The sequence below is a fragment of the Citrobacter sp. Colony219 genome (assembly GCF_019382635.1).
Lineage (GTDB): Bacteria > Pseudomonadota > Gammaproteobacteria > Enterobacterales > Enterobacteriaceae > Citrobacter > Citrobacter youngae.
The window spans coordinates 1,595,449-1,607,750 of sequence record NZ_CP080033.1; the positions used below are offsets into that span (position 1 = coordinate 1,595,449).

General features: G+C 50.4%; 7 protein-coding genes and 2 pseudogenes. 7 read left to right on the top strand and 2 right to left on the bottom strand.

Going from position 1 to position 12,302, the window contains the following annotated elements:
* Nucleotides 1-6 precede the first annotated feature (6 nt).
* Nucleotides 7-3,150 carry a CusA/CzcA family heavy metal efflux RND transporter gene (locus tag JTI85_RS06885; RefSeq protein ID WP_219352325.1) on the top strand — a complete coding sequence of 1,048 codons (3,144 nt, stop codon included), beginning with the start codon at nucleotides 7-9 and terminating at the stop codon, nucleotides 3,148-3,150.
* Nucleotides 3,151-3,190: 40 nt separating this feature from the next.
* Here JTI85_RS06885 and rclR read toward each other — a convergent pair whose 3' ends face one another.
* On the bottom strand, nucleotides 3,191-4,045 hold the full coding sequence (gene rclR / locus JTI85_RS06890) for a reactive chlorine-specific transcriptional regulator RclR (protein ID WP_199982261.1): 855 nt from the start codon (nucleotides 4,043-4,045) through the stop codon (nucleotides 3,191-3,193).
* Between the two features lie 236 nt (nucleotides 4,046-4,281).
* Here rclR and rclA point away from each other — a divergent pair, with 236 nt between their 5' ends.
* The 6 genes and pseudogenes from rclA to JTI85_RS06920 all read left to right on the top strand — a co-directional run bounded on the left by rclA (nucleotide 4,282) and on the right by JTI85_RS06920 (nucleotide 8,865).
* Entirely contained in the window at nucleotides 4,282-5,607 is a 1,326-nt protein-coding gene (rclA, locus tag JTI85_RS06895; protein ID WP_137364666.1) for a reactive chlorine resistance oxidoreductase RclA, read from the top strand.
* 50 nt (nucleotides 5,608-5,657) lie between these two features.
* A pseudogene (locus JTI85_RS06900) lies at nucleotides 5,658-5,807 on the top strand (YdgH/BhsA/McbA-like domain containing protein); the annotation flags it as partial.
* Between the two features lie 65 nt (nucleotides 5,808-5,872).
* Nucleotides 5,873-6,112, top strand: a pseudogene (locus tag JTI85_RS06905) (DUF417 family protein); the annotation flags it as partial.
* A 584-nt stretch (nucleotides 6,113-6,696) separates the two neighbouring features.
* Nucleotides 6,697-7,392 (top strand): flagellar brake protein, encoded by a 696-nt coding sequence (locus tag JTI85_RS06910; RefSeq protein ID WP_219352327.1) that lies wholly within the window; start codon nucleotides 6,697-6,699, stop codon nucleotides 7,390-7,392.
* Nucleotides 7,393-7,413: 21 nt separating this feature from the next.
* Entirely contained in the window at nucleotides 7,414-7,995 is a 582-nt protein-coding gene (locus JTI85_RS06915; RefSeq protein ID WP_170927356.1) for a LuxR family transcriptional regulator, read from the top strand.
* A gap of 102 nt (nucleotides 7,996-8,097) precedes the next feature.
* A complete protein-coding gene (locus tag JTI85_RS06920) occupies nucleotides 8,098-8,865 on the top strand; it encodes a bifunctional diguanylate cyclase/phosphodiesterase (RefSeq protein WP_048212357.1) in 768 nt (255 codons plus the stop codon).
* A 194-nt stretch (nucleotides 8,866-9,059) separates the two neighbouring features.
* On the opposite strand, the gene JTI85_RS21325 is transcribed toward JTI85_RS06920, so the two are convergent.
* On the bottom strand, nucleotides 9,060-12,302 hold a 3,243-nt coding region (locus JTI85_RS21325), incomplete at its 5' end, for an autotransporter outer membrane beta-barrel domain-containing protein (RefSeq protein ID WP_255575477.1).

Below are 12,302 nucleotides of genomic sequence, written 5' to 3' on the forward strand. Positions count from 1 at the left end.
TGATAAATGATTGAATGGATTATTCGCCGCTCGGTGGCAAACCGTTTCCTGGTGATGATAGGGGCGCTGTTTCTCAGCATCTGGGGCACCTGGACCATTGTGAATACGCCGGTTGACGCACTGCCCGATCTCTCTGATGTGCAGGTGATCATCAAAACCAGTTATCCGGGGCAAGCGCCGCAAATTGTTGAAAATCAGGTGACCTATCCGCTGACCACCACCATGCTGTCGGTGCCGGGAGCGAAAACGGTGCGTGGTTTCTCGCAATTTGGCGACTCTTACGTATATGTCATTTTTGAAGACGGGACCGATCCTTATTGGGCGCGCTCCCGTGTCCTGGAATATCTCAACCAGGTGCAGGGGAAATTACCCGCTGGCGTCAGTGCTGAAATGGGACCGGATGCGACAGGGGTCGGCTGGATATTTGAATATGCGCTGGTGGATCGCAGCGGCAAACATGATCTTGCCCAATTACGTTCCCTGCAGGACTGGTTCTTAAAATATGAATTGAAAACTATCCCTAACGTGGCGGAAGTTGCCTCGGTGGGTGGTGTGGTCAAAGAGTACCAGGTTGTCATCGATCCGATGAAGCTGACGCAATATGGCATCAGTCTGGGTGAGGTGAAATCGGCGCTGGATGCCTCAAACCAGGAAGCCGGTGGTTCATCTGTCGAAATGGCAGAAGCGGAATATATGGTCCGCGCCAGTGGGTATCTGCAGTCCCTTGATGACTTTAATAATATCGTGCTGAAAACTGGCACAGATGGCGTTCCGGTCTATCTGCGTGATGTTGCCCGCGTACAAATTGGGCCGGAAATGCGCCGCGGGATCGCCGAGCTGAATGGCGAAGGCGAAGTGGCAGGAGGCGTAGTGATCCTGCGCTCCGGTAAAAATGCGCGCGAGGTGATCTCCGCGGTTAAGGCTAAACTTGAAACGCTGAAGAGCAGTCTGCCAGAAGGCGTTGAAGTAGTTACAACATACGATCGCAGTCAACTGATCGATCGCGCGATTGATAACCTGAGCTACAAGCTGCTGGAAGAGTTTATCGTTGTAGCGCTGGTGTGCGCGCTGTTCCTGTGGCATATCCGCTCGGCGCTGGTGGCCATTATTTCTCTGCCGCTGGGACTGTGTATCGCGTTTATCGTGATGCATTTCCAGGGACTGAACGCCAACATTATGTCGCTTGGGGGGATAGCCATTGCGGTCGGGGCGATGGTCGATGCCGCAATCGTGATGATTGAGAACGCGCATAAGCGGCTGGAAGAGTGGGGGCATCAGCATTCGGGTGAAACGCTGGATAACGAAACTCGCTGGAAAGTCATCACCAACGCCTCGGTGGAAGTCGGTCCGGCGCTGTTTATTAGCTTACTGATTATCACGCTGTCGTTTATCCCTATCTTCACCCTTGAAGGGCAGGAAGGGCGGTTGTTTGGTCCGCTGGCGTTTACCAAAACCTACGCTATGGCAGGTGCTGCGTTTCTGGCCATTGTGGTGATCCCGATCCTGATGGGATTTTGGATCCGTGGCAAGATCCCGGCGGAAAGCAGCAACCCGCTTAACCGTTTCCTGATTCGTATTTACCACCCGTTATTGTTGAAAGTGCTGCACTGGCCGAAAACGACCCTGCTGGTGGCGGTGCTGTCGATCCTGACCGTCATCTTCCCGCTGAATAAGGTTGGGGGCGAATTCCTACCGCAGATTAACGAAGGCGATCTGTTGTATATGCCTTCAACCTTGCCGGGGATTTCCGCAGCGCAGGCGGCAGATATGCTGCAAAAAACCGATAAGCTCATCATGATGGTTCCTGAAGTGGCGCGCGTGTTTGGTAAAACCGGTAAAGCTGAAACGGCGACCGACTCCGCGCCGTTGGAAATGGTGGAAACCACCATCCAACTGAAGCCGCAGGATCAGTGGCGTCCGGGGATGACGATGGACAAAATCATTGAGGAACTGGACAAAACCGTTCGCTTACCGGGGCTGGCGAATCTGTGGGTCCCGCCAATTCGTAACCGTATCGATATGCTCTCTACGGGGATTAAAAGTCCTATCGGTATTAAGGTTTCGGGTACCGTGTTGTCGGATATTGACGCCACGGCAGAGCAAATCGAAGAAGTCGCAAGAACGGTGCCTGGCGTGGCATCCGCATTGGCTGAACGTCTGGTCGGCGGACGTTATCTTAGCGTAGATATTCATCGTGAAAAGGCCGCCCGTTATGGGATGACCGTCGGCGATGTGCAACTGTTTATCACCTCAGCGGTAGGCGGTGCCATGGTAAGTGAAACGGTTGAAGGTATCGCCCGCTATCCGATCAATCTGCGTTATCCACAAAGCTATCGCGATAGCCCAGAAACGCTACGGCATCTGCCGATACTGACGCCAATGAAACAGCAAATCACGCTGGCTGATGTTGCAGATGTGCAGGTGGTTTCGGGGCCGTCGATGTTGAAAACCGAGAACGCGCGGCCAACCAGTTGGATCTATATTGATGCCCGCGATCGCGACATGGTGTCGGTGGTGAACGATCTGAAAAAAGCGATTGCTGAAAACGTCCAGCTAAAACCGGGAACCAGCGTGGCATTCTCCGGGCAGTTTGAGCTGCTTGAGCGCGCCAGCCACAAGCTTAAACTGATGGTGCCGATGACGCTGATGATTATCTTCGTGCTGCTGTATCTGGCATTCCGTCGTTTTGGCGAAGCACTGTTGATTATCACCAGTGTGCCCTTTGCGTTGGTAGGCGGAATTTGGTTTCTCTACTGGATGGGATTCCATATGTCGGTCGCGACCGGGACAGGATTCATCGCACTGGCAGGCGTGGCTGCCGAATTTGGCGTGGTGATGCTGATGTACCTGCGCCACGCCATTGAAGCAGAGCCTGCGCTGGAAAACCCGCAAACCTTTACCGTAGATAAACTGGATGAGGCGTTGTACCACGGAGCGGTACTGCGTGTGCGTCCTAAAGCAATGACTGTCGCGGTCATCATTGCGGGTCTGCTGCCGATTTTATGGGGAACGGGAGCCGGGTCTGAAGTCATGAGCCGTATCGCTGCACCGATGATTGGCGGCATGATCACGGCACCTTTGCTGTCACTGTTCATCATTCCGGCAGCGTATAAGCTGATGTGGCTACACAGGCATCGCACCCAGAAATAGCCCCTGGTAGCGCTCGCCTTCAATCCTTTGAAGGTGGGCGCTATGATTCCAGCGCCTTCACCCGTTTACGGTACTCACCAGGCGTACAGCCGAATTCACGCAGAAAAACTTTGTGAAAAGATGACTCACTGGCATATCCCACCGATTCGGCAATCACGACCAACGGCTGGGCGCCGCGCGACAGCATCTGGGCGGCGAATTGCAGACGCAATGTAGTGAGTACGGCGAGCGGCGTGGAGTTTGAAACCTCGCGAAACAGTTGAGCAAAACTGGCCCGGGACATATGCGCGCGCTGCGCCAGTTCTTCAACACTCCAGGGATGTGCGGGTGATTCCAGCATCTGGAACACCACCGCTCCCAGTCGGGGATGTAATAGCAGATTCAGCACATTTTTGGCAGGGGGGGCCTGAGATAACCATTCGCGAACGGCAAGCGTGAACAGCGTGGCGCATTGCTGGCTGCACACAACGTTGGAACCGGGCAGCATGCTCAATGATTCCTGCTGCATCAGCCCGATCATCGCCTTAAGCCAGTGGTAACCGGGGCTATTTTCGCCAGGTGCCAGCAGCAAAACTTCCGGCAGCGCGGTTAAAAAATAGCGGGAGGATGTCTGTAGTTGCAGACTTCCGCAGACAATATGCGTTTGCTCTTCACCTGACTGGCACAACCGATGCGCGGAGTTTTGCGGCAAGATGACTACCGTACCAGGACGCAGTGTATAAGTGTTGCCATCAGGCATCTCCAGTAAAGCGCTACCCTGGGTTACCGTATGCCAGCGGATCACGGATAACTCACCTGCTGCATGAGGGAGTTGCCAGTCTCTGCTCAATACGCAGTTTTGATCAATAGAACCCTGCGGATCGTTAAACATTAGCAAGCGGCTAAGTGCATCCATAAAGACTCCTGAACAATTTTTATTGTTGTTGATAGAACCGTAATTATCGCCATATTTTTACATTAAATTAATTTTATCAAATAGTTACTTTTTGTTTTGTTTGGCAGATTTTTGGTTTTTATTATTTGGTCTTAGACGATTGAACAAAAAATTGCGCGTTATGGATATGCTGGCCTGACAGGGCACTGCCTATAATCCAGAGTAACAAATGAACAATGACTTTGCGGAGAGGCAGCATGAAACAATATCAGGCGATCATTATTGGATTTGGCAAAGCAGGTAAGACGCTGGCGGCTACGCTGGCAAAGACGGGCTGGCGGGTAGCAATTATTGAGCAATCCAACACCATGTATGGCGGAACATGCATTAATATCGGCTGTATTCCAACCAAAACCCTGGTACACGATGCTGAGCTGCAGCATGACTTTGCAACTGCGATGCAGCGTAAGGCTTCCGTGGTCAGTTTTCTGCGCGATAAAAACTTCCATAATCTGGCCAATCTGGAAAATGTGGACGTGATTGAAGGGCGTGCTGAATTTGTCGACAACCATACCGTGCGGGTAATGCAGTCGACAGGAACGCTTGAGCTGAGCGGTGAGAAGATTTTTATTAATACCGGTGCACAGTCGACGATTCCTGATATTGAGGGATTATCCAGTACGCCGGGCGTCTTTGACAGCACCGGGTTGCTGAATTTGACCCAACGCCCACAGCGCCTGGGTATCCTGGGGGGTGGCTATATCGGCGTTGAGTTCGCGTCGATGTTTGCCAACTTCGGCAGTCAGGTCACTATTTTTGAGGCTGCACCGCTGTTTTTGCCCCGTGAGGACCGGGATATCGCCGATGCGATCGCTGATATTTTACGCGATAAAGGCGTAGAGCTGATCCTCAATGCTAAGGTGCAGTCGGTTTCGTCTCATGATGGCGCGGTGCAGCTACAGATGCCGGAAGGGGAACAGGTTGTTGACGCACTGCTGGTCGCATCAGGCCGCAAGCCAGCGACGGAACAGCTGCAACTGAAAAAAGCCGGTGTCGATGTGAACGATCGTGGCTGCATTATTGTGAATAAATATTTGCGGACGTCGGCGGATAACATCTGGGCTATGGGAGATGTAACAGGGGGGCTGCAATTTACCTATATCTCACTGGACGACTTCCGTATTGTGCGTGATGGCCTGTTAGGCGAAGGGGTGAGAAACACCGGCGATCGGCAAAATGTGCCATATTCCGTCTTTATGACACCACCACTTTCCCGCGTGGGGATGACAGAAGAGCAGGCCCGTGCCAGCGGTGCGGCGGTACAGGTGGTGACGCTTCCCGTCGCTGCGATTCCACGGGCGCGAGTCATGGATGATACGCGTGGTGTACTTAAAGCTGTGGTGGACACGGATACGCAGCAGATATTAGGTGTCTCACTGCTGTGTGTGGATTCGCATGAGATGATTAATATCATTAAAACTGTGATGGATGCCGGGTTACCTTATACCGTGTTGCGTGACCAAATATTTACCCATCCAAGTATGAGTGAGTCATTAAACGATCTGTTTTCTCTCGTTCAATAATAAATATAGAGTCTGCATCTTTGCCCCACCTGTGTGGGGGTTTTTTGGCCCACGTCAGTGTATCCGCTATTTCAGCGGCACCTTCTGATGTCGAAGAGGACATTGCTAAACTGGCGCAAGAAAAGCTGGCATCATCATGGAAAATTACTTCGATGAGAATTGATAGCAGTACTTATGTCACTGCAATTTTGTACAAGTAGGATTGCCGTCATGGAAAAATATCTTCGTTTACTGGGGCAGGGGGAGCGAATTGGATTAACCTTGACCGATTAGCCGTTGGTCAGGATTGATGGGGGAAATTCTGGCATTTGCAACGCCGGTGGTCACCTTGTTGTTTTTAATTACCATACCAGAAGTATGGGTTATGCTATTGGGTGATTTACACTACGGCTTTCCGTATTTATCGGGGGCGGGACGTCTGGTGCTAAAAAACACGTTAATGTTGGCTGGGGCAATGATGATAATTGCTGATTCTGCCCGGGCAATCGTTAAACAACGGTATTGAATTTTTAACGCTGTACCCTCTGTAAGAGAGTTTGCCACTCTAATTTAATTCGGTATTTACCGGGGCCAGCATCATGCTGGCCTTTTTATCACTTAAGTTAAATTACGATTAATATACCTGAATGATACATTCATTCCTGTGAAATGAGACGTCATGGTATTGGTATCAGTTGGCTAATGACCACCTGCTGGATATTGTGCCTATAGGTTCAGCACCCCCCGTCCACGCTCTGTATTGTCAACTCCTTAGTTTTACAGCATTTTTCCTATTTTATTTCTATGCGATTATTGCTATTTATTATCTCAAAATCGCATTTTGAAAAGTCTTGTTATTCGCTTTTGTTATAGCTATTGCGTAGGTTTGCATGGTTTTAGGCATGGCTTAAGCTAAAATTAATTCTGATTAAATGTTTTTACGTATCAATAAGTGACGAAAGATAGTTAAAAACTTAAGTTTTAATCAACTGTTCGACATGGAATCCACTATGGTAATTAGGCACCAGGGGTGGATGCTGATCTCGCATTTTTGTCTGTCATCAGACCGGGGTCGAGACATATCTTAAATATGGAAATAAGGGTTTTAGAATGAACTTTGGATTAGCAAAGGACAACAAGTTTGAGATCATCGCTATCCTTCGTGAAGAGCTGCATAAGAAGACGAAGCTGGAAGTTTTATGTGAAAACACCAGCGTCATCACGCAGTTAGAAAGGATCGATTTCGAACGCTTTGTGGTCACCGGTCATGAAGACATCATTCCTGAAAAGATCCAATACTTTATCCTGCACAGTGACAGCGGGATTATAAAATTTAGCGCCAGATTTGAAGCCACCCCATCAACAGGTGCTGAGGCAGGAATATCCTACCTCATCCCGGATATGATTTTCTTTGCCCAACAGCGACAGAATCAGCGGTTTTCTTTTCTGAAGGGGTTCGATTTTTTCTGTTTTGGTCGTTACAAAAACGGAGAGAACTACTCACTTAAGATTAAAAACATCTCTCAGGGTGGTTGTGCGTTAATCGCTAAAGATGTTAATGCCCGTTTTCTTTACAAGGATGCAGTGATTAAAAATGCTGCTCTGGATTTTGATACGTTCGGCAGTTTTCAGCTTGATCTAAAAGTCATTGATGTCGTCGCGATCAACGAATTTGATGAGGATAATCAATTGTATTCCTGTCATCAGGTTTCTTGCGAGTTCGATTTTAATAACCGTCGTGAAGAGGCTGAAGTTGAGAAAACCATTATTAAATTTTTAATGAGTAATAAAATTAGAAGCTTATAAGGAGCGGTGAACAGGATGTTGATGTGTGGCAGTGATAATTTTGTGGGCAACGGTATGTTTGCCTACCTGACAAGCAAACATGTGCCGATAAAAACATTCCAGTTTGAGGATATGTTGCAGCAGTCGTCATTATGCCAGCATCAGACAATGGTTTTTAATATCATTAACAATGAACAGCCTTGTTCTGCCATTGTGCAGTTTTTGAATAAAAACCGGTTCAAGTTTTATAATAGCGTTGTCGTTATCGTTGCTGATAGTTTGGTGGCGAAATTATGTGTTGAATTATTATACGTTGAAAAAACCATAGTATTGACTGAGAAATCCTCATTGCGTGATTTTGCTCAGTTGGCTACGTTGTCGGTCGGGAAATGGAATCCCCGACTGTATCGTTCGCAGAAGAGATTGACGGAAAGAGAACAACAAATCCTCAATCTATTGGTAAGTGGTTATTCTGCCAAGGAAATCTCTGAGTTGGTTAGTCTGAACTATAAGACTATTCAGGCGCATAAGATGAGAGTTGTCGCCAAGCTGGGACTGACTAATACCTCTGATCTGAATAAACTGATTGTCAGATTTACCCACAGCATGTCTTTTTTACCCTAACCTGGCTATTCTTTTCTGATGTAACGCATTTAACAGCAGGTACAACTCGGGAGTGACTTTGACTGGTTTTTAATTTATATGATTTGTAGAGGGAGAGGGGGAATGTTTAATTCCGATGAGGTGCTCACCGCGCTTGAAAAGGCATTGAATACCAGTCAACTTTATATGGTTTATCAGCCTATTTTTAATTTACATACCGAGTGTATTAGCGGATTTGAAGCATTAATGCGGTGGAACAGCCCTCAGATGGGTATGATTTCTCCTGATGTATTTATTACGTTACTGGAAGACAGCGGCAATATATTTTCAATTGAAGATATGGTTGCCAGCCCGCCGTGGAATGTTGCGAGTACCTGGCCCGAACCTCTTGTATTATCAGTAAATATTTCTGCACTTGAATTCTGCGATCCTCTTTTACCTCAACGAATCAGACAAAACCTGGCCGCTTCCGGCCTTCCGGTTCATCGCTGCCAGATTGAAGTAACGGAAACATCGCCGCTGTGTGACAGCCAAATAGCGGCGAAAAATATGACGGAACTGAAGGCAATCGGGGTCAAGTTAGCGCTTGATGATTTTGGTACCGGGCACGCTAATCTTAATTATCTGTTGAAATATCCTTTTGATACCTTAAAAATTGATAAAGAGTTTGTCACCGAAATAGAGCCCGACACTAAATCGACAAGGATTATTGAGGGTATCATTTCTTTAGCGCACAATTTTGGCATTGAAGTCCTGGCCGAAGGGGTTGAAACCCAGTCTCAACTTGATCGCCTGACGCAGATTGGCTGTGACAAAATTCAAGGCTTCTTCATTTCTCCCCCGGTGTTGGCAGAAGAGATTCCTTCACTCTTAGCGCAATATAGCCGTTAATCTCATCCCTCTTTGTTGTTCCCCTTAGTCTGAATTCTTTCTCGTTGTCGGGTGGCGGCGCCTGTGCCTTATCCGACCTGCAAGAACGAACACTAATCCGTAGGCGTGATAAGTGCAGCGTTTCAGGCAGCGCTGTATTCTGGAGCGACAAAAAAAGCCCCCTGTGAACAGGGGGCTTGCGAGTTTATGCCAGCTTAAAACGATTTCTTAAAGCCAATCGACGCATTGACCGGGGCTTCAACCTGCGATTTATTGCTGCCGTTGCTGAACTGTGTCCCCAGTTCGCCGTAGACCTGCAGATTACGGTCGATAGACCACGACAGACCCGCTGCAACCTCGGTGCTGGAGTACTGCTGTGAAGATTCCAGCGTGGTGGTGGCGACCGCGTTGCTGAAGTGCGTTTTATCTTTGGAACCCAGACCCTGCCATACGTTGACCCGGCCGTACGGCTGGAACTTGCCATGGTTGGTGTCGTAGTCCGCGACCAGACGCACGCCCAGACGCGCGGTAAACGAATCGGCGGTATCCATTTTCACTTTCGTTTGGGTCACACCATCCAGCGTGCTGTTATCAAAGTTGCTGTACTGATAGATCAACTGAGCCTGCGGTTCCAGGCTCCAGGCGCTGGCACCTAAACGGAATGCTTTACCCACTTCAGTTGAGGCCGTCAGCGTATTGCCTTTGACAGTGTAAGAGCCGTTGTTACCCGATGCTGACAGGCGGGATTTATGGTTCCCGTATTGCAGCACGTTATCGACATACATACCGTCACCAGAGAACCAGGTAGCATAACCGCCAACGTAAAATGCGTTGTCGTCGATGTTGCCGCCTTTGCCGTTGCTGCCCGTTTTACTGCCTTTTACATTGCTGTCGATATCCAGAATGCTGGTATACATACCGGCTTTCCAGCTTTCATTGGCGTACATATCGACGCCGACCTGAATACCCATGGTATGGGAACTGGTTTGCGTACCGGCTGCATCATCCAGTTTGGTTTTACCGGAATAACCAATAATTCTCGCCCAGGCGCGATTGTCTTCATCAATACCCGGTTTAACCTCATCACCCATACGCTGGTGCATGTTGCCCAACAGACTGATGTCCCCCTGGCGAACCACGCTGGCGAGACCGGAATACAGCATGGTTTCCGGACGATATTCACTCCTCAGGTACCAGTTTTCGCCCTGGCCCTGAGCGTTTCCGGCGTGGAGCTGATACTCAAAGGCACCCGCAGCCATACGTTCAGCGACAAGATGGAAGGCATCCCGCGACGTTTGCGCCGTCGTCGTTGCACCGTTGAGCGCCGTGACCACTTCGATACCGTCACCCACGGTCGGTGCGCCAAGGCCGGAGCCGTCGACATCCAGCAGCGTGCTTCCGCTGGCTTTACCGCCATCAATAATCAGTCGGTCAGCAATACCTGTGCCGCCGGCATTCTGCCGGGCAGCCATGTTGATAGTGCCTTGTTCGCCGCTGTAATCCCCTTTAACCGTTAAGGTTGTGCCTGGTTGCTGGCCGGTGAGCGACACATCGCCACCGTTGCTCAGCCCTGCGACTGTCTGGCTATAACCCTGGGTATTCAGGGTGGTGCCCGCGACAACATAGTGGTGCGAGGCGGCGCTCAGAGTATTGGTATCACCGGCTTGCAATACCCCGCTGGTGATGAGCGTTGCACCGCTGTAGCTGTTTTGGCCTTGCAGCTCCGTTGTACCGCTACCGGTCTGATGCAGTTGGCCTGCACCACTGATGTTTCCGCTTAACGCCAACGTATCGGCGCGATTAACGTTGAGCACGCCGTTATCAACGATATCCCCTTCAATACTCCCTATCGTACCGCCCGTGCCGAGCTGCAATACACCTTGTTCGATGGTGGTGCCGCCGGTATAGGTGTTATCCAGCGTCAGCGTCAGTGAACCTTTACCGGTTTTGGTCAGTTGACCGTTACCTTCGACTTCCGTCAGCAGGGACACATCATGTCCGTTGGTGTCGAATGTCCCACCACCTGATTCCAGCGTCACCTGACGGGCGGTATCAAACGCTTCACCATATTTCAGCGTACCGCCGTTAAAGGTGATTCCGGTCTCTGCTGCGCCGAGGTTGGTATCGCCTGCAACCTGAAGCGTCCCTGACGTGATAGTCGTGCCGCCGCTGTAGGTGTTGTTGCCCGTCAGGATTAACGTACCGAGGTCGCCTTTATTCAGACCACCGGTACCGCGGATCACGCTGTCAATGGTTGCGGTGTAGTTGACGCCATCGACCGTACCATCACCGACGCGAATCAACGTATTGGCGGTATCGGTAGTAATGGCTTCACCGCCGACGCGATAACCATCGGTAGCGAACTGCGCGCCGCTGATGATGACATCGCCTTTACTGTCATCGACGGTCACATTACCGGCTTCCCCCTGGAAGACGGCAAATGCGGCATCGGTAAACGGTGCATTCAGCGCGCCTTCTGGTGTCGATTCATCGGTGGTCCAGTTGTCGTTCCCCTGGCTGGATTGCCAGATACCGTCGCCGCCGTTGATGACGCCGTTATTTTTCAGCTCGCCATTCTCACCGCCGGTGCCGTCCCAGAAGCGCAGCGTCAGTCCGGCATGGTTGACCAGGTTGACCTGATTTTTCACCGATGTTTGTACATACAGGCTGTCAGCCGCTTCCGGCGCGTTAGCAATATCCATCACATTGTTAGTCAATGTGCCGGTGTAGTTGATGACGCGATAGACACCAACATCAAAGCTACCGCCCGGTGAGGTTTCAATGTTGAGCTTACCGTCGAGCGTCAGGGAGCCATTCACGTCGATCAGGTCGTTGAAAGCACCGCCCGGGGTATAAGCCTGACCAAACTGATAATCCAGTTGGGCGTTATCGCTCAGCGTCAGTGAACCGGTGGTCAGTTTGCCCACGCTGTTGATGGCGGCACCGGCGGTAATATGACCGTCGTCCAGCACATCAACCGCGCCGCCGATAATACCGTTTCCGCCGAGGGTGGCACCCGATTTCACTGTGACCTGTCCGGTAGAAGCAGATTGATTGCCGTTGACCAGCAACACACCCTCATTGACATCCGTGATACCGGTGTAGGTGTTGTCGCCTGTCAGGATTAACGTACCGTTACCCACTTTCACCAGGCTGCCGTCGTTGCCGCTGATAATGCCGCTGATGGTGTCAGGCTCCGGAAGGTGTAGATTCCCCAGCGACAGTTGCTTACTACCCAGTTCGACATTACCCGCACCGGACAATGAACCGATGGAAGTCTTGCTGTTGACTGCGCTGACATCTACCAGACCGCCTGCAAGGTTTTTGACCACGGTATTTTCTGCCATCGCCTCATCGGCCATGGTCATCAGCCCACTGTTGGTCACCATGGCATTCCCGCCGCTGGCATTGTCTTCCAGCGCCAGCGTGCTGTCTTTTGCCACGCTGACCGTCGCGTT

Coding starts and splice junctions, on each gene's coding strand:
- JTI85_RS06910 (WP_219352327.1), top strand. CDS start 6,697: ATGAACTTTGGATTAGCAAAGGACAACAAGTTTGAGATCATCGCTATC.
- JTI85_RS06915 (WP_170927356.1), top strand. CDS start 7,414: ATGTGTGGCAGTGATAATTTTGTGGGCAACGGTATGTTTGCCTACCTG.
- rclR (WP_199982261.1), bottom strand. CDS start 4,045: ATGGATGCACTTAGCCGCTTGCTAATGTTTAACGATCCGCAGGGTTCT.
- JTI85_RS06920 (WP_048212357.1), top strand. CDS start 8,098: ATGTTTAATTCCGATGAGGTGCTCACCGCGCTTGAAAAGGCATTGAAT.
- rclA (WP_137364666.1), top strand. CDS start 4,282: ATGAAACAATATCAGGCGATCATTATTGGATTTGGCAAAGCAGGTAAG.
- JTI85_RS06885 (WP_219352325.1), top strand. CDS start 7: ATGATTGAATGGATTATTCGCCGCTCGGTGGCAAACCGTTTCCTGGTG.